Genomic DNA, 23,749 nt, shown 5'->3' with positions numbered 1-23,749 from the left:
AGCCAACCTAGAAAGGAGAAACCTGATCGAGAATCTGCTGGCCGTAAGGCGGCTGCTGAATCTCGCTCAAACGACCGCGACCGCCATAGGAAATGCGGGCCTCGGCAATCTTGTCGTAGGAAATCGTGTTACTGCCGGAAATATCGCGCGGACGCACGACACCGGCGACATTCAGCACGCGCAGCTCATTATTGACGCGCACTTCTTGCGATCCACGGATGATCATGTTTCCATTGGGCAGTGTATCGGTGACAATGGCCGCAACCTGCAGACGGATATCTTCGCTGCGTTCGATGGTGCCTTTGCCCTTCGACTTGCTGTCGGAATGCGTGTTAACCGATGCGTCCATGTCACCGCCAGCGCCAGCACCGGTGCTGCTGCTTGTTGCGAATGAACCGCCCGCACCGTAGATGCCCTTCGACACGCGCTCGCGATCCGTCTTGTTGTCCAGATTGGCGCGATCATTGATGGAAATGATGACGGTCAGGACATCGCCCGGCGTGGCCGCGCGCGGGTCCTTGAAGAAATTGGTCGAACGCTGATCCCAGAGCGAATAGGACGCCTTGCTCGGACGCGCCGGATAGCCGTTGAACTGCGGATTGTTCTGCATACCGAGATGAGCCGCGACCGGTGACAGGTCGGGTGCCCGGCCGATTTCCTCCGGCTTGGTCGCACAACCCGCCAGTAGAATGAGTGTCGTTGCTGCAAGAGTCGCTTTGTTCATGCTGTTTTTCATTGAACCGTATTCCCGGACTGCGCCGCGGCGCGCTGATCCCTGACAGGCTGCGGCGTGGTCGCCGTGCGCTGCGAACCGACGATGACGCGCGCCAGCTTGGCCGCCTTTTCCGGCGGCATTTCATTGAGGATGATGCTGGATACGCGTGGATTGAGCTTGAGGATCAAAGCCGCTGCCGCTTCGTCGCCGATCAGCGCCATCTGCGCCGCCGCGGCGTCCGGCTTCATTTTCGAGATGATGTCGACAAGCGAATCCTGTGCCTTGCTGACGAACTCGTCACGGCGCTTCAGCCACATTTCATATTCCCGGCGCTTTTCTTCAAGCGCACGCATCCGGTCCTCGACATCGGCCTTCAGCTCGGTCAACTGCTTGGCCTGCAACGCATAGCGGGCATCTGCGGCCTGATCATCGATATTGCCGCAGAACTTGCGGATCTCATCGAGATTGCCGAGCGGCGGCGAAGAAGCGAGTTGCTGTGCCGCAGACGCCTCGGCGGGCGCTGGAGCAGGCGTCGCCGCCTGCTGTGCAATGGCCGGAACAGAGGCCGCCAGAAACAGCACCACTGCCGAACCACACCGGATCATTTTATGAGCCATGGTCATTGCACCACCAGTTCCGCATGAAGTGCGCCGGATGTCTTGATAGCTTGCAAAATCGCGATGATTCCGGTCGGTTTCACGCCGATCTGGTTCAGGCCCTTCACCAGATTTTCAAGATTTGCGCCGGTCAGAATGCCGATCTTGGAATTCTGCTGATTGACGGCAATATCGGTGTTCGGTTCGAAAGCGGTTACGCCGTCGCTGAATGGCTCAGGCTGAACGACCATCGGCGTTTCGGTTACACGGACCGTCAGACTGCCATGGCTGATCGCCACCTTGGAGATGCGAACCTTCTCGCCAATGACGACGGTTCCGGTCCGCTCATCCACCACCACCCGCGCCACTTCATCGGTCGTGATCGGCAGACCTTCAAGTTCAGCAAGAAAGCGTGCGGCAGGCACATTCTTCGGTCGTGACAAGCGGATCGTCTTTGCATCGCGTGCAATCGCGACACCGCGACCGTAACGGCGCTTGGCGAAGACATTGATCGTATCGGCAGCGCGCACGGCAGTCGTGAAATCGGGATCACGCAGCTCGACGATCATTTCGCTTTCCTTGCCGAAATTACCCGCCACTTCGCGCTCGACCAGCGCACCATTCGGGATACGACCCGAAGTCGGCACGCCCTGCGTCACGGTTGCGGCTTCACCTTCCGCCGAAAAGCCGGACACAATCATGTTGCCTTGCGCAACGGCGTAAATCTGGTTGTCCGCTCCCATGAGTTGGGTCATGACCAGTGTGCCGCCTTGCAGCGACGTGGCATCGCCGAGCGACGAAACGGTCACATCGATGCGCGAACCGGCACCGGCAAAAGCGGGCAGATTGGATGTCACGATCACCGCAGCCGTATTCTTCGAACGGGTGGAATTGCGCGGCGCGCTGATACCGAGATTATCCAGCATGGCGCGCATGGACTGTTCTGTGAACGGCGAATTGCGCAGGCTGTCACCCGTGCCCTTGAGGCCGATAACAAGACCGTAGCCGACAAGCTGGTTTTCACGTACGCCCTGAATGGTGGCTATATCCTTGAGCCGCGCAACCGCACTACCCCGGCCAAGCTCCGCATAGGACATTTTCGACGGGTCACCGCCGGAGCCAAGCCAGTCGGCATCGGCATCCACTGCGGAACCGAATTCCCGCGCATTCTTCGACGATTCATCCGCAAACCCTGCGACAGGCTGCAAAACGAGTGCCAGAATGGCGAGCAAAGTGGTGATCTGGGCAGCGCTTGTTTTTCTCACTGCATCCCCACCTGAATGCGTCCATTGGCCAGCACCGTGCCGGACACGATGATGCCGCTGTCGACGTTACGAACCTTGATGAAATCGCCAGCCGCCCCGGATTCAAGTGGCGTGCCCATGGCGGTAATGGTCAGCGTACCGGCGGTAAAGACCAGTGGTGCCGGAACCCCGCGCGTGACCAGTGACGGCTCGCCCAATGCCGACACGAGGATCGGCTTGCCGGGGAGCAGCGTCTTGCGTGCCACCTTGCCTGCCGCCTGATCAGTTGAAAGCACATACTGGGCCGCCGCAGGAGCGTTGATGAAGAACTGCTTCTCCAACAACGCCGTATCGCTGACGATCTGGCCGGGATAAACAGTAGCCGAAGGCACAACAAAAGCGATGCGGTCGGCAGCGCTCGCACCGGCTGTCGCCACGAGCAGCAACCCGCCTGCGAACACCAGCCTCGTCTTTCGAAAGATTGCCTGCGTATACCCCATCGCCATCACCGTCAGCGCAAGTTCTTCGACACGGTTGCCGCCATCTCGTCGGCAGCCTGAATAACCTTGGAATTCATTTCGTAGGCGCGCTGCGCCGTAATGAGATCGGTGATTTCCTTCACCGGATCGACATTCGACGCTTCGAGATAGCCCTGCTTGATCGAGCCGTAGCCCGGATCGCCCGGAACGCCGACCAGCGGACCGCCGGAGGCTTCCGTCTCGCGATAGAGGTTGCCGCCGAGCGGCTCGAGACCCGCTTCATTGGTAAAGTTGGCGAGGGTCAGCTGGCCGAGATCGACCTGATTGACCTGATCCTGCAGCTTCGCGAAAACCTGTCCGGTATCGGTGACTGTCACTTCAACAGCATCTGGCGGAATGGTGATCGCCGGTTCAACCGGATTGCCGTCGAGCGTCACGAGCTGGCCATCGGCATTCTTGTTGAATGCGCCAGCGCGCGCGTAAAGCGTCTCGCCGGTCGGGCTTTGAATCTGAAACCAACCCTTGCCGGTCAAAGCCAGATCGAATGGATTGCCGGTCTGGTTGAAACTGCCCTGCATATGAAGATTGCGTACCGCCGCCGTCTGCACGCCGAGGCCGACCAGCGCGCCTTCCGGCACGATGGACTGGTTCGCCTGATTGGGCACGCCTGCCGTCCGCTCGGATTGATAAAGAAGATCGGAGAACTCCGCACGCGCGCGCTTGAAGCCCGTTGTGTTGATATTGGCGATGTTGTTGGCAATCACTTCCAGATTGAGCTGCTGGGCGTTCATGCCGGTGGCGGCAATCGTCAGGGCTTTCATGGCGTATCCTTAGCTGCCGTAAATCAGATCGGCATGCGGCTGATTTCGAGATAGGCCTGCACGATCTTGTCTCGGATCGCGATGGCCGTCTGGAGCGACTGTTCGGCTTCCATGACGGAGCTGACCACATCGCGCACCGGTGCATCACCCTTGATGCCCTGAATGGATGTTGCTTCCGCAGCTTGCAGTTTCTGGCCAACGGAATCCGTCATCTGGGACAGAACTTCACCGAACGAGGCGCCGGGAGCCGTCGGAACAGCCTGTGGCGCGGAAGCGGACCCCACGCCCTTTTCGGCAACGGTCTCGGAAAGGCGCGACAGGGCATTGCGCGCCGAAATGCTCATGATCGAGTCGTACATTATGTGCTCCTCAGGAGATCGATGGTCATGGAGATCAGCTCACGGGCCTGTCTCACGACCTGCAAATTGGCTTCATAGGAACGATTGGCTTCACGCATGTCCGCCATTTCGACGACCATGTTGACGTTTGGATAGCGGACATAGCCGCGCTCATCCGCCGCTGGATGGCTCGGCTCGTATTGCTCGACGAAGGGCGAGGTGTCCTTGCCGACTTCGGCAATGCGAACCTCGGCCGCGCCAGTGCCCTGCTCCAGCTCGGTGCGGAAGGAAACCGTCTTGCGGCGATAGGGATCGGCATCGGCAGTCTTGGCGGTCGACTGCGCATTGGCGATATTTTCGGAAACGATGCGCAGACGTGTCGATTGGGCCGAAAGGCCCGACGCTGCGATCTTCAATGTGTTTTGCAAGGCATCGGAAGACATGACTAGCCCTTCGCGACCGAAAGCATCATGCGATGGAACGCCTTGACGACGCTTGTGTTGAGCGAATATTCGCGGGCGATTTCACCGGCTTTCATCATTTCCTGTTCGACGTCGACCGTATTTCCGGAGTGAGTCTGTTCGGTAATGTCGTCGGGACGCAGGCGCGCACCGGCAATCCCGTCGGCCTCGGCCTCCAGATGCCGAGGGCTTGTTGCAGACATGGTGAGTTGCGTCTTGTCCAGCACATCCGCGAAGGGCTGCACGTCACGAGCCCTGAAATCCGGCGTGTTCGCATTGGCGACATTGCCCGCAACCGTGGCCTGTCGTACCGACAACCACTGCGCCTGCCTTGCAGCCAGATCGAAAAGATGAATGGTGCTCATTGAGTATCCCGCCTTTATAGTTTGTTAACTTAAAGGCCGGAACTTGCGTCAAGCTTGCGGAGGTTAGGGCGGTAGGGCAGTGAAGGATATTGTCGGCACGGTCATCCGCAATCAAAGCATATTGCCTTATTGCCCCACTGACTTATTGCCTTCCCCTTACCTCCGCATCTCGATCACATCACCCGACGATGTCGTGAGCTGCCAGGTGCCCGCACCGCGCCCGATTGAAACAAGGTGACTGCCATCCGGCAGCAGCGAACCTTTTTCGACAAACCAGTAGCCTGACGTATCCTCGATCATCGCCATGCCGCCGACGACCTCGCGCAGTGCGAAAACCGGCTTGGGGAACGCCTGCCCTTCCCCGCTTCCGTCACCGTCATTTCCTGTGCCGGTTCCCGGAAGCCCCTTGCCGTTCGACATGACGGAGCCCGTCATCGTATTGTCTATATCTGCATTCGGCGCGGCCTGTTCAGACGGACGGAAGGACGGGAAACGGCGCACCGTTTTCTGCTCCGAGCGGTCGAGCGGATCGATGATCTTGCGCTCGGCCTTATCAGGCGAACCCAGATCGGCGCGCTGAAGATAGGTGACGAAAGGCAGCATTGCGCTCCCGGCAGCAAGCGTGATTGCCGCGATCTTCAGATAGCGGTCCACCTTGCTCGGCGGCTTCTTCATGCCTTCCTGTCGTGCAGCGGTCTCGACCTCCGCCGCCAGATCAGCCAGGAGTTTTTCTTCCTTTGTCTTGCGAAAGCCCGTCATCATGCGTGTTGCGCCTGTCTGTCGCCGCGCAGTGCCGCGGCAAGGTCGTTATAGGGATCATCCGATAGGCCGGTTTCCGGCGATTGCTGCAAGGCGTCGTAAATGCGCGGGACAAGATCAACCGCCTGATCCAGAAGGCCGTCATGGCCTTTCTGGTAGGCGCCTATAGCGCGCAGATCACGGGTTTCCTCAAAACGGGCGACCATGCCGCGTAGCTGGTTGACCAGCTTGCGTTGTTCTGGTGTCCAGTTGTGCTTTGCCAGACGCGAAACCGAGGCGGGAATATCCACGGCCGGAAAACGCCCTTGCGCCGCAATCGCGCGGTCGAGCACGATATGGCCGTCCAGTGTGCCGCGGATCGTGTCGGAAACCGGATCATTATGATCGTCGCCATCGACCAGCACCGAATAGATGCCGGTGATACTGCCACCCGCTTCCGTGGTACCGGGACCGGCCCGCTCCAGAAGACGGGGGAGCTGGCTGAAGACGCTCGGCGGATAACCGCGCGAAACAGGCGGCTCTTCGGCAGCAATCGCCACTTCGCGCGCCGCATGGGCAAAGCGCGTGACGGAATCGACAATCAGCAGGACATTCTGGCCAAGGTCGCGAAAATATTCGGCAATGGCCGTCGCCGTATTGGGCGCAAGACGGCGCATCATCGGGCTTTCATCGCCGGTCGCCACCACGGTTATCGTCTTGTCAAGATGGCCTGCCATGGTTTCTTCCAGCATCTCGCGCACTTCGCGTCCGCGCTCGCCGGTCAAAGCCAGCACCACCGTGTCGAAATCCGCCGCACGCGTCATCATGGCAAGCAGCGTCGACTTGCCGACACCGGAGCCTGCAAAGATGCCGATACGCTGGCCGAAACAAAGCGGCGTGAAAATATCGATGACGTTGACGCCGGTGCGTAAGCCCCTGTCGACACGCCCGCGACGCAAGGCTGCGGGCGCCAGGTTTTCGGATGCCATCGGTCGGGTGCCAGGTTGCAACGCGCCCTTTCCGTCTACCGCATCGCCAAGCGCATTGATGACACGTCCGCGCCATTCCGGTGCCGGGCGGATGCGCAGCGGCCCTTCCTCGAACACCGCAGCACCGAGCGACGGAATGATGCGGTCATCGAACGGTTTGACGAGCACTTGCGTATCCGCAACCCGGATGATCTCGGCAAGGCTCTGGCTGCCTTGCGCATGGATCGCCACCGCATCGCCCAGACGCACATCGCGCGAAAGCCCGCGCACGGCAATGGCCGAGCGCGACACGTCGCTCACCGTTCCGCCAATGCCGGCCAGCGGCTTGCGCGCCACCGATTGCTGACGGGCAAAAGCGGCGAGACGGGAGAGCGGCAGATCAGGCGTCATCCGTTTCTGGAACCCAAGGTCTTGATGGCTTCAGAGACGGTGCTTTCCTGCTGCGACAGCAGATTATTGACCTGTTCGAAGGCTCGGCTGACGCTGATAAGGCGGGTCATCTCGGTCATGGCGTCGACATTCGATCCCTCGATCATGCCTTGCACAACGCCCACACTGTTGTCATCGACCACCGGCTGGGCGGGCTTGTTCGGGATCACCCCGGATGTACCGGCATAGGTCAGGTCGGCATCGGCGGGGATCGTAAAGAGGCCGATGGAACCGACCTGGGCACCGTTCTGGTAGATCGCGCCGTCGCTCGAAATCTTCGGCGCACCACCGCCCGGATTAAGCACGATGGGCGCGCCGCCGACATCGAGAACCGGATTGCCGGTGATCGAAACGAGATCGCCCGTCGGCAGCATGTTCATGCGCCCGTCACGCGTATAAATTTGTCCCTGCGGCGTCGAGATCGACATCCAGACATCGCCCTTGACCGCGACATCCAGCGGATTGTCGGTCTTGATCATCGGGCCTGCTTCGGTGCGAATGAAGCTCTTGCCCGCCGTGGCGAAACTCACGTCATCACTTGCCTTGTTCGAAACGATGGTGTCGAACTTGGTGCCTTCTCCGCGAAAGCCAACCGTGGAGACATTGGCGACATTGTGGGCGATGGCATCCATCCGCCGTTCCAGCGTGATGAGTGACGAAAGCCCGACATAGATCGAATTATTCTGCATCGCCTAGCGCCCGCCCGGCTTGAAGTTCTGCAAGGTGCTCAGAATGTCCATCGAGATGCCGACGGACGAGGTCCCGCCCAGAAGCAGGGATGCAATCGACGCCGGGCTGCTCGCCGTTGGGTTATTTATTTCATACATGGCGGTAAAGCGCGAAATGAACTTCGACACATATTCGGGATCGGACATTCTGGTGAAATCGATCTTCTCGGAGATCAACTTCGCCTGTTTGTCGATATCGGCATTGGACATGGTGGAAGGCCAGCCAAAGGTCGTCTGCACCATCGACAGGAGTGCCTTGTCGCCGAGAATTTCATAGGCATTGGTCAGTGTCGATGCCTTGCGCTCGAAATAGAGCGCCAGCCGGACGCCGTCATTCTGGTCGCCCGCTTCCTGCTCCAGCGTCTGACGCAGATATTTGTCCACGGTTCCCTGTTGCGCCACGACGTCTTGCGTCGTCTCCGCGCCCTTGCCCGTGAAATCGAAGACCGTCGCAAACTCCTTGTAACGCTTGTCGGTCAACTGGTTCGCCATCGAATCCTTGTCCGAGACGCCCTCAGTCAATATCTTGCGGACAAATGCCTTGGCGAAGGCCATGTCTTCCAGACCAAACGCCTTCATCGCATAATTATAGAGACGACTATCGGCCATGAAATCATCGATGGATTTCACCTTGCCGATATTCTCCTTGTAGTAGGCGGTTTCCCGCTCCACCAACGGTTCCTTCGAAACACGCTGCAACGACCGCGTCATATCCGCCGCGATCAGGCGATAGCTCGTCATCGTATCGACCATGCGCATGACCCCCTTCCGGTATTTCAATCCTTTATGAAAGACCAAGCTTGTCCGAAGCTGGCTTCCGCCCGTACCGGTGGCAAGGTTCGCGCAAGCCGCAATCCATAAGGTGCGATGAAAGAACTTGTACGCGGGAGTCACGAGCTTTGGGCATTATCGTCGGTCTTGTCATCACACTGGGCTGTATGCTGGGCGGCTTTATCGCCATGGGCGGACATGTCAGCGTGCTTATCCAGCCCTGGGAGTTCGTCATCATTTTGGGTGCGGCGCTCGGGACCTTCTTCATCGCCAATCCTTTCTCACTTGTGAAGGACACTGGCCGCGCCTGCATGGAAGCATTCAGCAATGCTGTTCCGAAACAGCGTGACTATCTCGACGTTCTGGGCCTGCTCTACAGCCTGATGCGCGAACTGCGCGCGAAGTCGCGCAACGAAGTGGAAGTGCACATCGACAATCCGAAGGAGTCGTCGATCTTTCAGGCCTATCCGAGCGTATTGAAGAAAGAGGACCTCACCCATTTCATCTGCGACTATTGCCGCCTCATCATCGTCGGCAATGTGCGCTCGCATGAAATCGAGGCGCTGATGGACGAGGAGATCCACACCATGGCCCGCGACAAGCTCAAGCCCTACCAAGCAATGGTCAGCATTTCCGAAGCCCTGCCTGCGCTCGGTATTGTTGCCGCCGTTCTCGGCGTCATCAAGGCCATGGGCGCGCTGGACCAGTCGCCGGAAGTACTGGGCCATCTGATCGGCGCCGCCCTTGTCGGCACCTTTGCCGGCATCTTCTTCTCTTACGGCGTGGTCGGCCCGATCGCAGCCAAGATCAAATCGACCCGTGAAAAGAACAACCGTCTCTACATCGTCGTGAAGCAGACGCTTCTCGCCTATATGAACGGTTCCCTGCCGCAGATTGCCGTGGAGTATGGACGCAAGACCATCTCCGCCTATGATCGCCCGACCATTGATGTGGTCGAGCAGGAAACCATGGCGAGCGCGCCGACCCAGCAGGCGGCGTAAGATGACTGCTTTGGGGCAAAACCGCAAAAACGATGTTCTGGCCGAAAACCTGCTGCGTGCAGCGGGGCTTTCGGGCGACGATCTGAAATCGCTTGCCCATGTGTTCAAGGATGCCTCGACGCATTTCTGCGACCGGTTGAAACATGGCTGTGCCGCTGCATTCGACATTGAAGCAGGCCAGGTGGAAAGCACCGACGACGCTGCCTTTGCCGACATTCTCGACAAAGCGGCGATCATCGCGCCTCTGAAGGCCGAGCGCTGGGGCTGTACGATTTACCTCACCGCCGATGCTGCGCTCGTTTTCTCCGTGATTGAAGCGATGTATGGCGCGCAGGGCAATATGGGCAGCGTCGATGACGAGCGTCCATTCGGCATGCTGGAACACAAGATTTCTGCTCTTCTCGCCGGTCATCTCGCCGGTTCGCTCGATCAGGTTTTTGCCGGAAACGGAAAGACGCTTTTCGCCGCCGGTGAATGCACCGACACCGCCGAATTCGACCGTGAGAATTTCGAGCGCTCGCGCCTTTTCGCCTGCCGCATCGATGTCACTGCTGCAGGCAGAACCGGGCAGGTTCATCTGCTTTTGCCGCGCAGCACACAGAAGCCGATGCAGGATGCAGTCGCAGCCTTTCTGCGCCGTCCGATGGATCAGACCGATCCGACCTGGGCGAAGAAGATGCGGCAGGAAGTCAGCCGTGCACGCATCGAACTCGAAGCTTTCATCCAGCAGGGATCGATGACGCTGGACGCCTTGTCAATGCTGGAAATCGGGCAGGTTCTGAAACTGCCTGCCGACGCCATGGAACAGGTGCGCCTGCGCGCTGGCGATCAGCAGCTTTTCAAGTGCACGCTCGGCAAATCCGGCATTCATTTCACGGTCAAGGTCGGCGACCCAGTCAATCAGGAAGAGGATTTCATCGATGAGCTTGTTGCTGGCTAACCTGCTTTCCACATTGATGGCTCTTGCCTCGCTTGCTGCGCTCATCGTGGTTGGCCGCAAGGCCAACGAGACGATCAAACTCGGCAAACTGCTGGCGTTGCGCGTTGCTGCCGCTTCCAACGGGCTGGAGCGCGCCGTCAAGGCCATCCAGAGCGAACGCACCGACCTTGGCACTGCTTTGGCCGACGAGAACAACAAGCTTGAAGCCCGCCTTGCCGAAACGCAGCGCGTACGCCGCGAAATGGAAGAGGCAATCGAGGAACTGAACCGGCTACGCAAGGCTCTGACCCGTGACATCCGCCATGCGCGCAATGTCACCGACAGCAAACCGCGCGCCGAGAACAAGATCGCCACTGCTGCCGATACGGGCCAGCCCAAGGCTCTTCAGAAAGAAAAGAAAGCGCTGCCGGTATTCGTGCATCGCGCGGTCCGCAAGGCAACCGTAGACATTGCGGGGCAGGCATGAGCGCTGACAACAAGGACAAGAACATGCAGCACGAACTGGACGAAGCCATTGAGGAACTGCGCGAAGAAAAGCCGCGCAGCGCGCAGAAGGGGCCATCCAAGCCCAATCTCGAACTTATCATGGGCATCCCGGTTGATGTTCAGGTGGTTCTTGGCGGCACGACCATGCCGGTCGCCAATCTGATGAAGCTCGGTCGCGGCGCAGTCATCACGCTCGACAAGCAGATCGGCGATCCCGTCGATATCGTGGTCAATGGCCGCGTCATCGCTCGCGGCGAAGTGATCGTTCTTGAAGACGATTCCTCGCGTTTCGGTGTCAGCCTCACCGAAATCATCGGCAAGTAACAGACGCACTGCGGGTATTCTCATGACAGGCACTTCGACCGAAAACGAGCAGCAAGCCCTGGCTGAAGACGGCTCCACCGGGCTTATCGATACGTTGACCGGCTCTCAAAAAGCGGCGGCGATCCTTGTTGCCATCGGACGCCCCGCCGCCTCACGTCTTCTGAAGCACTTCAATGCCGAAGACCTGCGCAAGCTTGCCGGTCATGCCCGGACGCTGGAGCCTATTTCTCCGCTCGATTTCGAACAGCTGGTCAAGCAATTCGAGGATTCCTTTGCCGAAGGCGCGCCGGTTTCGGAAGCTGCCCAGCGGTTCGAAGGCCTGTTGCGCGAAGCGTTACCGCAGGAAGAGGTCGATGCAGTTCTGGAAGACCGCGTCCAGCCGCAGCTCGTTCAGGAATCCGTCTGGGTACAGCTCGGGCGCCTGCCGGTGGAAAGCCTGCAGATCTATCTAACGGACCAGCATCCGCAGATCATCGCCTATATCGTGTCGAAACTGCCATCTGATCTTGCCGCCCGACTCTTCGTCGTCCTGCCGCCACAGTTACGCAATGCCGTCGTGCAGCGCTCGCTGCATATCGGCAATGTGGCACCAGCCGCTGCAGAACTTCTCGAAGACGTGCTGCGACGCGATCTTCTCGGCCGCGGCGACGCCGGGCCGGTCAAGGCTCATCACGGCCAGATCGCGAACATCTTCAACCAGCTCGACAGAAGCGAGATGGAAGAACTGATGGCGAGCCTCGAAGATCTCAACCGCGACGATCTCAACCGCATCAAGGCGAAGCTCTTCACCTTTGAAGACATCGAGCGCCTGTCGCAGCGCGCACGCCTGCTGCTCTTCGATGAAGTGCAGACAGAACAGATCGCAACCGCACTTCGCGGAGCCGACACACGGCTTCAGGAACTTGTTCTTTCGTCACTCTCAACCCGTGGCCGCCGCATGGTGGAAACCGAGCTTGGCGCCGAGCAGGGCAATATAACCGCGCAGAACATTGCCGATGCGCGCCGCACGATCGCCCGTATCGCCATCGATCTTTCCGAGCGCGGTATCATCACCCTCGACGCAAGCGAAGCTTCGTACTGATCTCGTGTGACCCATGGCAGATGATGCTGACAAGGAAAGCAAAACAGAAGAAGCAACCGAGCAGAAGATCCGCGACGCCTTGGAAAAGGGCAATATGCCGTTTTCCCGCGAAACGCCGATCCTCGCCGGTATTGCTTCCTTTCTGATTATCGCGGTCTTTGTCGCAGGGCCTGCCACCACGAAGCTCGCCATCTTCCTGCGCGAGCTGATCGACCGCCCGGAGGACTGGCTCCTCAACAGCGCGGAAGATGCAAGCCGCCTGTTCGGCGTGCTGGCACTGGCTGTCGGCGCAGCCTTGTTGCCGGTGTTCATCATCATCCCGCTTGCCGGCGTTGCTGCCTCGGCATTCCAGAACGCCCCACGTTTCGTCGGTGAACGCATCCGCCCGCAAGCGTCGCGCATATCCCCCCTCAAGGGGTGGCAACGCATTTTCGGTCGCGCCGGTCAGGTCGAATTCCTCAAATCGTTGGCAAAGTTTCTGGCTGCAAGCGTCATCGTCTTTATCGTCTTCTTCAACGGCAATAGCCTTTTCACCGATGCGGTCGCGTCCGACCCAAGCGCCTTGCCGGAATTTCTGCGTGAAAACATGGTGCGCCTGCTCGTCGCCAATGTGCTGGCCATTGCCGCAATTGCGGGTTTCGACCTTGCATGGTCGCGCATTCACTGGCGGCAGGAACTGCGCATGACGCGGCAGGAAGTCAAAGACGAACTGAAGCAGTCGGAAGGCGATCCGCTGGTCAAATCACGCCTGCGTTCGCTTGGCCGCGACCGTGCCCGCCGCCGGATGATCAACACCGTTCCGACAGCAACACTGATCGTCGCAAATCCGACTCATTTTTCCGTAGCACTGCGTTACAAGCCCGATCAGGATGCGGCCCCGATAGTCGTTGCAAAGGGACAGGATCTCATAGCGTTGAAGATCAGAGAAATAGCTACACAGCACTCCATCCCGATATTCGAGGACGTTCCGCTGGCGCGCGCGCTCTATAAGCAGGTCAATGTCGACCAGATGATCGCACCGGAATTCTACAAGGCGGTGGCCGAGCTTATCCGGGTGATCAATACCCGGCATGCGATACATTGATGGATAACCATGGTTTTTATATATTTCAGAACAGTGACAGCCTGTTCCTCCAGATCGGCGGTGAAATGATGAAGAGTCTGCAATTCTCAAACGAACGCGAGGCGATCATTGCCGAAAACCTGCGCGAGGTCGCGACCGATCTTCGCCTCGTCGACCCGGCAGATTATGTAGCTTTCATACGCTGCGAACTTTTTGCCAATATCGCCGATATTGTCAGCTCGGCCACCGAGCTTTATTTCTTCCCCGGCACGCTGGAACTCGGCCATGGCGGCGAATATCGCTGTGACTGGCAATCACCGCCTGCCATCGTGCTCGACATGGAGTTTCGCAATCAGGGTGTTTATGCCTATTTCCGCCTGACGCTGACCGACAAGACTGCCGGTGTAGAGCTGAACCACATCGCCTTTGAGGATGCGGACGAAGACCCGGCGAAGAACACCGCGCGGTTCGCCAATGCATTTGACGCCGCGCGCCTCCCACTTAGAAAACGCGCCTAGAGCATGTCTTCCCAAAGTGGGAACCGGTGTCGGGATTAAGACATGCGTATAACAAGCGGATAGAGCGCATCCCAAAAAGTGATTTAGAAAACTCAAATATAGAGTATCTCCAGCAAAAGCGCGAAGCGGTTTTGCGTGGCACATGGTGTGAAACGAAACACTCAAACACCGGATGCACGGGACACTCGGTGTTTCTGGCAGGATCGCTGTACGAGCCCCGGTTTTACATCAGGTGGTGAACTTCCGGCATTTCGATGATGCCGAGCGACAACGCCGTCGCGACTGCCGAAGTACGGTTGGAGCAGTTGAGCTTGATTTTGGCATTTTGCAAATAGGTCACGACAGTCCAGCGCGCGATGCTCAGGATTTCTGCGATCTCTCCGTCTGTCTTGCCGCTTGCCGCCCAGCGCAGGCAATCCACTTCACGCGGGGTCAGAAGGCTTGCGACCGTTGCAACATCCTTACAGCCGCACAGAGCGGAATGAATGATCCCGGACAGGCTCAGAAGCCGCGGGCGAAGCTTGGCCACAAACTGTTCGCGATCCTCATCCGGGCTGATATCGAAGCTGAACAAGCTGCATCCCACCGCGCCCTTCTGGCTGCGGACCGACACGGCAATGAAAATATTGCCCAGCCCATGCTTCTCGGCATCCTGCAACAGTTCGGCGACATCGGGGCACTGATTGCCATCTTCCTGAAGGTCGCGAACAATGCCGCTGACATCGTTCTGAAAATAAGGCGCATCTTCCTGAAAGATCGGATCGATGACGAAATAGTTCTTGGTGGAGTAGCGCGCGGCCCAGTTTGTCGGCACAGTCATCACGACCGTAAGGTCGGAGGAATTTGTCTTTGCACAATCGCCCATCCGTCCGCGATAAGTGTGCATGATGTGGCGGCAACCGATCTCGTCGCGAATTCGCGTCAGGAGAGCAAGCGTGTCGCTTTGGAAGGCCGTTCCAAAGAAGGTCTTCTTGAAATTCGGAAAATGAATGAGATCAAGTGTCATTTCTACAATATCCTTGGTACTCAAGCCCAAGCGCTACTCGTTACTGCATTTTGAATATCAGCGAATCATAGCTCAAGAGCTTTTCAATCATTTATTAAGTGACATAAAAAATGGGGTCTCTGACAACCCGCAATTAATGGATTGCAAGCCAATACACACAAAAACAATGTAGAAATTAAGGCTCTCTTGAGAAATTTATGAACCCGAAAGTCAAATAAGTATCACTCGACCGCTTCCTGAAGTTCAGTTGTTCTCTTGTTGAACACTTCCTTGATTTCGACCGTAGGCACGGTAGAAAAAATCGATCGCCAGATCGACATTCTCGCGAATCGTCTCGGCTGACGGCGGTTCCGGCAACGCGCCAAATAGGCGAGGGCGATAAAGGCCGGACAGAAACAGATCAGAAAGATGATAGGCCATCTTTTCGGGATCGAAAGGCTCTAACTCGCCTTTCTCGATCATGTCCTTGAGATAGTCAGCCATAAGGACCAAACTGCGTTTCGGCCCCCGCTCATAAAAGCGAGCTGCAAGTTCCGGCTTGCGTTCGCTGACGCCCAGAACAATGCGCTGCGCACGGACCGCCGTCGACGACGTTATCAACGTGACCAGCGCCACGCCGAAATCGGTCAGTTGCTGACGGGAATTGAAACCCTTGTCGAGTTTTTCGATCAGTTCACGAAACATTGTATCGCGATAATGCTCACACAATGCGACAAACAGATCTTCCTTGCTGTTGAAGTAAACGTAGATCGTTCCCTTCGACACGCCAGCTTCACGCGTAATGTCATTCATACTGGCTGCATCGAAGCCCATGCGCAGGAATACATCCTGAGCGCCTTCAAGGATTTGGCGGCGTTTGGCAGGGTCTTGGCCCGCGCCAAGCCGCGTTCGACCGCATTCGGTTTCAGAGCAGGACGATTTGCCTTCACCGGGGCGGTCGAGACCTTTCTCATCATGCCTGTTCCGGCCATGCATCATCGTATCTGTTGTTCCTTTTGTACTGCGATCAGGCTTCATTTTCGAGACTCTTAACGTTTTTTCGAACCAAGCGGTTCGATATCCTCTTGATATGCGCATCTTATTGATTTATGTCAACATCGAACCAAGCGGTTCAATCCGAAGGATGTGCAGAAAGTTTCCCTATGTCCGCCCCGAAGTCCGTTGATAAGGCCGATATTCATCCGTTCCCCAACGCCAAGAACTTCGCCTCGGCAACCCAGCCGGCGACGAATGAAGCGCCTGTGAACGAGAGATCGCAGCCCCATACCGCACCGAGCCCGCAGGAAGTCGCCCCAAAGGACCCGGCCAAGGGATCCGAAAAGAAAAAGGGCTTCGGCAAACGCTTCGTTCTCCCTGGCATTGTGGCGGTCGCAGTGGCGGGTGGGCTCTGGTTCGCCTACGACTGGTGGACAGTCGGACGTTTCATGGTTTCGACCGACGACGCCTATGTGCAGGGCGATATCGCTTCCATCGCGCCGAAGGTTACCGGCTATATCGAAAACATCCCGGTGGCCGCCAACCAGCAGGTGAAGGCTGGCGATGTGATCTTCCAGCTCGATGCGGGCGACTACCAGATCGCGCTCGACGAAACCGAAGCCAAGCTCGCAACCCAGAGGCAGACGCTCATCCGCATCAAGGCGGAAACTGATGCCGCGCAAGCGCTGCTCCTGCAGGCAAACGCCGACAAGCAGGCCGCAACGGCTGTTCTGACCAACGCGCAGAACACGATTGCACGCGTGCAGAAGTTGCATGAAACGCGTTTTGTCGCGCAGGCCGATCTCGACACTGCCCAGTCCTCGCTCGACCAGGCTCGCGCCAAGCTCGCTGGAACGGATGCACAGATCGCCTCTGCCAAAGCCAATATCGAAGTGCTCAATGCCCAGTATAGCGAGGCGGAAAGCACTACGAAATCGCTGGAACTTGCCCGCGACAAGGCAGCGCGCGATCTTTCCTTCACTGCGCTGCGCGCACCGTTCGACGGTGTGATTGGTAATCTTGCCGGCAAGAAGGGCGACCTCGTTTCACCGGGCCAGAAGATCGCGGCACTCGTCCCGGTCAATGAGCTTTATATCGATGCGAACTTCAAGGAAACGCAGCTCGCAAAGATCAAGACCGGCGAAACCGCACATATCTATGTCGACGCAATCGACGGCACGAAGTTCGACGGCAAGGTCGCGTCCATCGCACCAGCTTCGGGAGCGGTGTTCTCACTGCTGCCGCCGGAAAATGCGACCGGCAACTTCACTAAGATCGTACAGCGCGTTCCTGTTCGCATCATGATTCCGAAGGAAGCGCTGGAATCCGGCAAGATCCGCGCGGGCCTGAGTGTCGTGGTCGATATCGATACGCGCACGGCACCTGAAGGCAAGACCAACTAATCGGGGCGACCGATCAAGTTCGACAGATCAGAGCGGTTCCAGTTGAAACGGAATCGTGGAATCGCTCTCACCTCTTTATTTCTACGCATTTATCCGACGCAAAGCCGCTTCGCACTTTTGGCTCGGAAATGCCCCAACTGAAAGAACAGATGGCGGCGCGGCGAAACGGGTTTCGCGCCGCTCCTCTCTTCCATTCCGGAGTGCGCCGTCATGGCCGCAGACACGACAATGGGGCCGATAGCCCCGGCAGACGACCGCATCGATCCCAAGAAGGCATTCGCCTTTCTGGCCATGGTGTTCGGCATGTTCATGGCGATCCTGGACATTCAGATCGTCTCGGCGTCGCTTGCTGAAATCCAGGCGGGCCTGAGCGCCAGTTCTGACGAAATCTCCTGGGTCCAGACGTCTTATCTGATCGCGGAAGTCATCATGATTCCGCTATCGGGTTTCCTTGGACGCCTGTTGTCGACGCGCGTTCTCTTCACCATTTCGGCTGCAGGCTTCACCCTTGCCAGCGTGCTCTGCGCAACGGCAACCAATATCGAGCAGATGATCGTCTACCGCGCCATTCAAGGCTTCATCGGTGGCGGTATGATCCCGAGCGTGTTTGCAGCAGCCTTCACCATCTTCCCGCCTTCCAAGCGTTCGATCGTCTCGCCGATGATTGGCCTCGTGGCAACGCTCGCGCCCACCATCGGCCCGACGGTCGGCGGCTATCTGAGCCACGCCTTCTCCTGGCACTGGTTGTTTCTGGTCAATGTCGGCCCCGGCATTCTCGTCACCATCGCGGCTTGGAATCTCATCGACTTCGACGAAGGCGACAGCTCACTCTTAAGCAAGTTCGACTGGTGGGGCCTTGCGGGTATGGCAGCATTCCTCGGCTCGATGGAGTATGTTCTGGAAGAAGGTCCGCGCAATGACTGGCTCCAGGACAATGCAATCTTCATCCTGACGATCATCATGACGGCGGGCGGTATTCTCTTCTTCTTCAGAGCTTTTACGGCTGAAGAACCCATCGTGGATTTGCGGGCTTTCAAGAATGTGAATTTCGCATTCGGCTCGCTGTTCTCCTTCGTGATGGGTGTCGGCCTCTATGGCCTTACCTATCTCTATCCGCTCTATCTGAGCAGCATTCGCGGCTATGATGCCCTGATGATCGGCGAAGCACTGTTTGTCAGCGGTCTTGCCATGTTCTTCACCGCGCCGCTCGCGGGCTTCCTGTCCAACAGGATGGATCCGCGCCTGATGATGATGATCGGCTTCCTCGGCTTTGCGGCAGGCACCTGGATGGTGACCGGCCTCACCGCCGACTGGGATTTCTACGAACTGCTGCTGCCGCAGATCCTGCGCGGCTGTTCGCTGATGCTTTGCATGGTGCCGATCAACAATCTGGCGCTCGGCACGCTGCCGCCTGCCTTGCTGAAAAACGCATCCGGCCTATTCAATCTGACGCGTAATCTGGGCGGCGCCGTCGGCCTTGCCGTCATCAACACGATCCTGACCCGCCGTGGCGACATGCATTATGAGCGTCTGGCCGAGCACGTTCGCTGGGGCAACGCCGAAGCTGAGAAGATGGTCACCAACCTGACGGCCAAGTACAACGCGGCTGGCATGGATGGTGCAACAATCGCCATTTCCAAACTTTCCGGCATGGTGCGCCAGCAGGCGACCCTTTTGTCCTTCATCGACGTGTTCTTCATCCTCACGATGATGTTCTGCTCGCTCGCCGTCTGCGCCATCATGCTGCGCAAACCGAAGCAGGTTGCCGGTGGCGGCGGGGGGCACTAAGCTCGCCTGCCTCCCAACTTCATACGAAACTCAAAAGGGTTCACTCATCTTTCGGAAATTTTCGTTTATCCCCTATATCCGACATTGATGCCGCGCGGGGACAAACCGTTGTCGCGCAGGGAAAAGCTTCTTGCAGAATTATGACAGTGACGAATTCGCTGTCACATTTCTTGTCATAAAAATGGTACTCCCGCTAACGGATGAATTGCTAAGTCCCTGAAAACGTGTTTCACTTTCCGCCGCTGGCAGTTTGTGACAAACCATAAACTGTCATCCAACCGTCATGTAGGGCGGGTATCGGGAATGCGCGAGCACCGGAATCGACCGGGGGCGTTCGCCGGACCTTAAACAGGGGAGTCAAAAAATGCTTGCTTACACAGCGCGTCTGCTGTCGCTTTCGACGGCAATCGCCGTTGCCGGGGTTTCCATAGCCGCTGCTGAACCGTCAGCCGAACTGATCGCCGCTGCCAAGGCAGAAGGCGAACTGACCACCATCGCGCTCCCGCATGACTGGTGTGGCTATGGCGAAGTCATCAAGAGCTTTAAGGACAAGTATGGCCTCAAGGTCAACGAACTGAACCCTGACGCCGGTTCGGGCGATGAAATCGAAGCCATCAAGGCCAACAAGGACAACAAGGGCCCGCAGGCTCCTGACGTCATTGACGTCGGCTTTGCCTTCGGCGCATCTGCCAAGAAAGACGGCCTCATCCAGCCATACAAGGTTGCAACCTGGGACGAAATTCCAGACAGCGCCAAGGATGCGGAAGGCTATTGGTACGGCGATTATTACGGCGTTCTGGCTTTCGAAGTGAACAAGGACATCGTCAAGGATATCCCACAGGATTGGGAAGACCTCCTCAAGAGCGACTACGCAAACTCCGTTGCGCTTGCAGGTGACCCACGCGTTTCGGCACAGGCCATCCTCGGCGTTCATGCCGCCGGTATTGCCCGTGGCGCAGAACCGGGTGAAGCAGCAGGCAAGAAGGGCCTCGAATTCTACAAGGAACTGAACGCCAATGGCAATTTCGTTCCTGTGATCGGCAAGGCTGCTTCGCTGGCGCAGGGCTCGACCCCGATCGTCGTTCGCTGGGACTACAATGCGCTCGCCGACCGCGACACGCTCAAGGGCAACCCGGAAATCGAAACCGTCATTCCGAAGTCCGGCGTTATCGCTGGTGTGTATGTTCAGGCAATCAGCGCCTACGCACCGCATCCGAACGCAGCGAAGCTGTGGATGGAACACATCTATTCGGATGAAGGCCAGCTCGGCTACCTGAAGGGCTACTGCCACCCGATCCGCTTCAATGCGATGGCGAAGGCTGGCAAGATCCCGCAGGAACTGCTGGACAAGCTGCCACCGGCAGCAGCCTATGAAAAGGCTATCTTCCCGACCCTGGAACAGATCGAAGCCGCACAGACCACGATTACCAAAGAATGGGATAGCGTCGTAGGCGCAAACGTGCAGTAAGCGCGCCTGTCGCATCGAACACATATCGCGTCGGCCTTACACGGTCGACGCGATATCAAACCAGCTTTCATCTGTGCCGCCGGTCCTCTTTTCCAAACGGCGCGATGCTCTTTGGCAAACAGGATGCGCAGTTCGAAAGAGTGCCAGCTATTCCAGCAGGGGCGAATGGCAGCCCTGCTGATCGCAAAAAATAATAACAAAAAGTCGGAACGGTTCTGTCAGTTCCGTTCTGGCGGGAACCGGTCTAAAGAAAGAGCGCATGAGTGCAGTAGCCGAAACAACAGCCCCCAGCGGAGTGCGCAAGCGCCAGCTTCCGTTGTCCTGGCTTGGCGTGACACCGTTTTTCATCTTCGCCATTTTGTTTCTGATCTGGCCGACGATGTATCTCATCATCGGCGCCTTTCAGGACCCGGCCGGAAACTTCACTCTCCAGAACATCAACGATCTGTTCCAGCCGCAAATCATGAGCGCCTACTGGGTATCGATCAAGGTCAGTCTCGCATCGGCCATTGGCGGCGCGATCATCGGGTTCTTTCTGGCCTGGGCGGTAGTTCTCGGTAACCTGCCATCATGGTTGCGCCCTACGGTACTGACCTTCTCCGGCGTGGCGTCGAACTTCGCGGGCGTACCGCTTGCCTTCGCCTTTCTGGCGACACTGGGACGAACCGGCTTTGTGACGATCCTGCTCAGGGAATGGTTCGGCTTCAATCTCTATTCGACCGGCTTCAACCTGCTTTCCTTCTTCGGCCTGACGCTGACTTACCTCTTCTTCCAGATACCGCTGATGGTGCTGATCCTGACGCCAGCGCTCGACGGCCTGAAGAAGGAATGGCGCGAGGCATCGTCCATTCTGGGTGCTACCACCGCGCAATATTGGCGTATGGTAGCCTTTCCGATCCTGTGGCCGAGCCTGCTCGGCACGACGCTTCTGCTGTTCGCCAATGCCTTCGGCGCCATCGCAACCGCCTACGCATTGACGGGGTCCTCGCTCAATATCGTGCCGATCCTGCTTTATGCCCAGATTCGCGGCGACGTTCTACATAATCAGAACCTCGGCTACGCGCTGGCACTTGGCATGATCGTCATTACAGGTGTTTCCAACCTCATCTATATCTGGCTGCGCATGCGCGCCGAGAGGTGGCAGCGATGAAAAAGAAAGGCTTTAACGCCCAGAAGATCGGCGCCTGGATTGCCTTCCTGATCGGCGCGATCTACTTCCTCGTCCCGCTGATCGGCACGTTCGAATTTTCGCTGCGCATGCGGCGCGGCGAATATTCCTTTGATGCCTATCGGGTGGTGTTCGCAGATCCGAATTTCCAGGCGACTTTCGGTTATTCGATCCTGCTTGGCCTGCTGACCATCATTTTCGGTGTACTGCTGGTGGTGCCAACTGCCTATTGGGTTCGCCTGCGCCTGCCGCAATTGCGCCCAGTGATGGAATTCATCACGCTGATGCCGCTGGTGATCCCGGCAATCGTCATCGTGTTCGGCTATCTGCGCATCTATAACTCGTCGTCGTGGCTGCCGTTCACCGCATCGACGCGCGCAACCGACCTGCTCTTGATGTTCGGTTACATGACACTGTCACTGCCTTATATGTATCGCGCCGTCGATACGGCGATGCGCACCATCGACGTCAATACGCTGACGGAAGCAGCCCAAAGCCTCGGTGCGGGCTGGGGTCGCATCATGTTCAAGGTGATTTTCCCGAACGTGATCTCCGGCGTGATGAGCGGTGCCTTCATCACATTCGCCATCGTCATCGGTGAATTCACGCTGGCCTCGCTTTTGAATCGTCCGGCCTTCGGTCCCTATCTCCAACTGGTCGGCGCGAACCGAGCCTACGAACCTTCGGCGCTGGCGATCATTTCGTTTGGCATCACGTGGCTCAGCATCATCATGCTGCAGCTCGTCTCGCGCCTCAATAAATTCAAGACAACCGCCGGGTAACATTCATGGCTTTTCTCAACATCAAAAACCTGAAAAAGAGCTTCGGCGCCAATACCGTCGTCCACGATTTCAACCTCGCCGTAGAGAAGGGCGAGTTCGTCTCCTTCCTCGGCCCTTCGGGCTGCGGCAAGACAACCGTTCTTCGCATGATCGCCGGTTTCGAGGGACCCGATAGCGGCGCCATCGAAATCAACGGCAAGGATGTGGTGGATCTGAAGCCGAACCAGCGCAATATCGGCATGGTGTTTCAGGCTTATGCGCTGTTTCCCAACATGACGGTGGCGCAGAATGTTTCGTTCGGCCTGCGCGTTGCCGGGAAGCCGAAGGCGGAAATCGACGCCACGGTGAAGGAAATGCTCGGCCTCATCCGCCTCGACCATCTGGCGGATCGTTATCCTTATCAGATGTCCGGCGGCCAGCAGCAGCGCGTCGCACTTGCCCGTGCGTTGGCCACAAAGCCGCAAGTTCTTCTGCTCGACGAGCCGCTATCGGCACTCGATGCGAAAATCCGCATATCCTTGCGCGAAGAAATCCGCGCCATTCAGCAGAAGCTCGGCATTACGACCGTCTTCGTCACCCATGACCAGGAAGAAGCGTTGTCGATCTCCGACCGCATCGTGGTCATGCATGAAGGCCGTGCCGACCAGATCGGCTCGCCGTTCGACATTTACAACCGCCCTGCCTCGCGCTTCGTGGCGTCCTTCGTCGGCACCCTCAACATGCTGGAAGCCTCGGTCAGCGAACCGGGCAGGAACAGTATCGAGCTCGACGGCCGCACCATCACCGTGCAGGAAAAACTCGACCATCATCCGAAGGGTAAGCCGCTGACGCTGGCCTTGCGCCCGGAAGCGGTCAGCCTTGAAGCACGCAAGAGCCACGACACCTCGCTGGAAGCGACCATCGATGACGTACACTTCCTCGGCTCCGTCATCCGCACGCGTGTGACGCTCGGCAAGAACCGGCTTTCGTTCGATACATTCAACGATCCGACCCAGCCGCCACCGCAGCGCGGCGACAAGGTGACGGTGCACTTCGCCTCGCACGATCTGCTGGTGCTGGCGGATTAAAACAG

The 23,749-nt window shown here is 57.9% G+C and carries 27 protein-coding genes; 13 read left to right on the top strand and 14 right to left on the bottom strand.

What is annotated here, in order from left to right:
- Positions 1-7: 7 nt before the first annotated feature.
- The 12 genes from flgH to CQZ93_RS17040 form a co-directional block, all read right to left on the bottom strand.
- Positions 8-736: a flagellar basal body L-ring protein FlgH gene (flgH, locus tag CQZ93_RS17095; protein ID WP_105543816.1), complete on the bottom strand. Its 729-nt coding sequence runs from the start codon at positions 734-736 to the stop codon at positions 8-10.
- On the bottom strand, positions 733-1,338 hold the full coding sequence (locus CQZ93_RS17090; RefSeq protein WP_105543815.1) for a MotE family protein: 606 nt from the start codon (positions 1,336-1,338) through the stop codon (positions 733-735). The genes flgH and CQZ93_RS17090 overlap by 4 nt, the downstream gene beginning before the upstream one ends.
- Positions 1,335-2,576 carry a flagellar basal body P-ring protein FlgI gene (locus CQZ93_RS17085; RefSeq protein ID WP_181153415.1) on the bottom strand — a complete coding sequence of 414 codons (1,242 nt, stop codon included), beginning with the start codon at positions 2,574-2,576 and terminating at the stop codon, positions 1,335-1,337. Before CQZ93_RS17085 ends, CQZ93_RS17090 begins: the two co-directional genes overlap by 4 nt.
- Positions 2,573-3,055 (bottom strand): flagellar basal body P-ring formation chaperone FlgA, encoded by a 483-nt coding sequence (gene flgA / locus CQZ93_RS17080; RefSeq protein WP_105545186.1) that lies wholly within the window; start codon positions 3,053-3,055, stop codon positions 2,573-2,575. Before flgA ends, CQZ93_RS17085 begins: the two co-directional genes overlap by 4 nt.
- A gap of 11 nt (positions 3,056-3,066) precedes the next feature.
- Positions 3,067-3,855 (bottom strand): flagellar basal-body rod protein FlgG, encoded by a 789-nt coding sequence (gene flgG / locus CQZ93_RS17075; protein ID WP_012093514.1) that lies wholly within the window; start codon positions 3,853-3,855, stop codon positions 3,067-3,069.
- 23 nt (positions 3,856-3,878) lie between these two features.
- Positions 3,879-4,214 carry a flagellar hook-basal body complex protein FliE gene (gene fliE, locus CQZ93_RS17070; RefSeq protein WP_105543814.1) on the bottom strand — a complete coding sequence of 112 codons (336 nt, stop codon included), beginning with the start codon at positions 4,212-4,214 and terminating at the stop codon, positions 3,879-3,881.
- Complete coding sequence (gene flgC, locus CQZ93_RS17065) at positions 4,214-4,636, bottom strand: flagellar basal body rod protein FlgC (RefSeq protein WP_105543813.1); 423 nt, start codon at positions 4,634-4,636, stop codon at positions 4,214-4,216. The genes fliE and flgC overlap by 1 nt, the downstream gene beginning before the upstream one ends.
- A 2-nt stretch (positions 4,637-4,638) precedes the next feature.
- Positions 4,639-5,019 (bottom strand): flagellar basal body rod protein FlgB, encoded by a 381-nt coding sequence (gene flgB / locus CQZ93_RS17060; protein ID WP_105543812.1) that lies wholly within the window; start codon positions 5,017-5,019, stop codon positions 4,639-4,641.
- A gap of 156 nt (positions 5,020-5,175) precedes the next feature.
- The gene (locus tag CQZ93_RS17055) at positions 5,176-5,781 is read right to left on the bottom strand and encodes a hypothetical protein (RefSeq protein ID WP_105543811.1); all 606 of its coding nucleotides are present in this window, start codon (positions 5,779-5,781) and stop codon (positions 5,176-5,178) included.
- On the bottom strand, positions 5,778-7,136 hold the full coding sequence (fliI, locus tag CQZ93_RS17050) for a flagellar protein export ATPase FliI (protein WP_105543810.1): 1,359 nt from the start codon (positions 7,134-7,136) through the stop codon (positions 5,778-5,780). Before fliI ends, CQZ93_RS17055 begins: the two co-directional genes overlap by 4 nt.
- Positions 7,133-7,864, bottom strand: coding sequence for a flagellar basal-body rod protein FlgF (gene flgF / locus CQZ93_RS17045; RefSeq protein ID WP_105543809.1), 732 nt, complete (start codon positions 7,862-7,864; stop codon positions 7,133-7,135). The genes fliI and flgF overlap by 4 nt, the downstream gene beginning before the upstream one ends.
- A 3-nt stretch (positions 7,865-7,867) precedes the next feature.
- Positions 7,868-8,656, bottom strand: a complete 789-nt coding sequence (locus CQZ93_RS17040; protein ID WP_105545185.1) for a DUF1217 domain-containing protein — start codon at positions 8,654-8,656, stop codon at positions 7,868-7,870.
- 146 nt (positions 8,657-8,802) lie between these two features.
- Here CQZ93_RS17040 and motA point away from each other — a divergent pair, with 146 nt between their 5' ends.
- From motA to CQZ93_RS17005, 7 genes are all read left to right on the top strand, one after another.
- Positions 8,803-9,675, top strand: coding sequence for a flagellar motor stator protein MotA (motA, locus tag CQZ93_RS17035; RefSeq protein ID WP_105543808.1), 873 nt, complete (start codon positions 8,803-8,805; stop codon positions 9,673-9,675).
- Between the two features lies 1 nt (position 9,676).
- A complete protein-coding gene (locus tag CQZ93_RS17030; protein ID WP_105543807.1) occupies positions 9,677-10,615 on the top strand; it encodes a FliM/FliN family flagellar motor switch protein in 939 nt (312 codons plus the stop codon).
- Entirely contained in the window at positions 10,596-11,081 is a 486-nt protein-coding gene (locus CQZ93_RS17025) for a BAB2_0123 family type IV secretion system effector (protein ID WP_105543806.1), read from the top strand. The genes CQZ93_RS17030 and CQZ93_RS17025 overlap by 20 nt, the downstream gene beginning before the upstream one ends.
- Positions 11,078-11,425, top strand: a complete 348-nt coding sequence (gene fliN, locus CQZ93_RS17020; RefSeq protein WP_105543805.1) for a flagellar motor switch protein FliN — start codon at positions 11,078-11,080, stop codon at positions 11,423-11,425. The genes CQZ93_RS17025 and fliN overlap by 4 nt, the downstream gene beginning before the upstream one ends.
- A gap of 22 nt (positions 11,426-11,447) precedes the next feature.
- Entirely contained in the window at positions 11,448-12,506 is a 1,059-nt protein-coding gene (locus CQZ93_RS17015; RefSeq protein WP_105543804.1) for a flagellar motor switch protein FliG, read from the top strand.
- A gap of 13 nt (positions 12,507-12,519) precedes the next feature.
- On the top strand, positions 12,520-13,590 hold the full coding sequence (gene flhB / locus CQZ93_RS17010; protein ID WP_105543803.1) for a flagellar biosynthesis protein FlhB: 1,071 nt from the start codon (positions 12,520-12,522) through the stop codon (positions 13,588-13,590).
- A 68-nt stretch (positions 13,591-13,658) separates the two neighbouring features.
- Positions 13,659-14,087: a BspJ family T4SS effector nucleomodulin gene (locus CQZ93_RS17005; protein WP_105545184.1), complete on the top strand. Its 429-nt coding sequence runs from the start codon at positions 13,659-13,661 to the stop codon at positions 14,085-14,087.
- Positions 14,088-14,310: 223 nt separating this feature from the next.
- Here CQZ93_RS17005 and CQZ93_RS17000 read toward each other — a convergent pair whose 3' ends face one another.
- Together CQZ93_RS17000 and CQZ93_RS16995 are read right to left on the bottom strand one after the other, a co-directional pair.
- A complete protein-coding gene (locus CQZ93_RS17000) occupies positions 14,311-15,093 on the bottom strand; it encodes a helix-turn-helix transcriptional regulator (protein WP_105543802.1) in 783 nt (260 codons plus the stop codon).
- Between the two features lie 243 nt (positions 15,094-15,336).
- Positions 15,337-16,110 (bottom strand): TetR/AcrR family transcriptional regulator, encoded by a 774-nt coding sequence (locus CQZ93_RS16995; protein WP_105543801.1) that lies wholly within the window; start codon positions 16,108-16,110, stop codon positions 15,337-15,339.
- Between the two features lie 125 nt (positions 16,111-16,235).
- Here CQZ93_RS16995 and CQZ93_RS16990 point away from each other — a divergent pair, with 125 nt between their 5' ends.
- From CQZ93_RS16990 to CQZ93_RS16965, 6 genes are all read left to right on the top strand, one after another.
- Complete coding sequence (locus CQZ93_RS16990) at positions 16,236-17,471, top strand: HlyD family secretion protein (RefSeq protein ID WP_105543800.1); 1,236 nt, start codon at positions 16,236-16,238, stop codon at positions 17,469-17,471.
- A 210-nt stretch (positions 17,472-17,681) separates the two neighbouring features.
- A complete protein-coding gene (locus CQZ93_RS16985; protein WP_105543799.1) occupies positions 17,682-19,259 on the top strand; it encodes a DHA2 family efflux MFS transporter permease subunit in 1,578 nt (525 codons plus the stop codon).
- A 364-nt stretch (positions 19,260-19,623) separates the two neighbouring features.
- The gene (locus CQZ93_RS16980) at positions 19,624-20,727 is read left to right on the top strand and encodes an ABC transporter substrate-binding protein (protein WP_105543798.1); all 1,104 of its coding nucleotides are present in this window, start codon (positions 19,624-19,626) and stop codon (positions 20,725-20,727) included.
- 259 nt (positions 20,728-20,986) lie between these two features.
- The gene (locus tag CQZ93_RS16975; protein WP_105543797.1) at positions 20,987-21,877 is read left to right on the top strand and encodes an ABC transporter permease; all 891 of its coding nucleotides are present in this window, start codon (positions 20,987-20,989) and stop codon (positions 21,875-21,877) included.
- Positions 21,874-22,677: an ABC transporter permease gene (locus CQZ93_RS16970; RefSeq protein WP_105543796.1), complete on the top strand. Its 804-nt coding sequence runs from the start codon at positions 21,874-21,876 to the stop codon at positions 22,675-22,677. The genes CQZ93_RS16975 and CQZ93_RS16970 overlap by 4 nt, the downstream gene beginning before the upstream one ends.
- A gap of 5 nt (positions 22,678-22,682) precedes the next feature.
- On the top strand, positions 22,683-23,744 hold the full coding sequence (locus tag CQZ93_RS16965) for an ABC transporter ATP-binding protein (RefSeq protein WP_105543795.1): 1,062 nt from the start codon (positions 22,683-22,685) through the stop codon (positions 23,742-23,744).
- Positions 23,745-23,749: the final 5 nt, after the last annotated feature.

Source organism: Ochrobactrum vermis, from assembly GCF_002975205.1.
GTDB classification, from domain to species: domain Bacteria; phylum Pseudomonadota; class Alphaproteobacteria; order Rhizobiales; family Rhizobiaceae; genus Brucella; species Brucella vermis.
The sequence above is the reverse complement of the archived record's forward strand: the minus strand, read 5'-3'. Positions and strand labels throughout refer to the sequence as shown.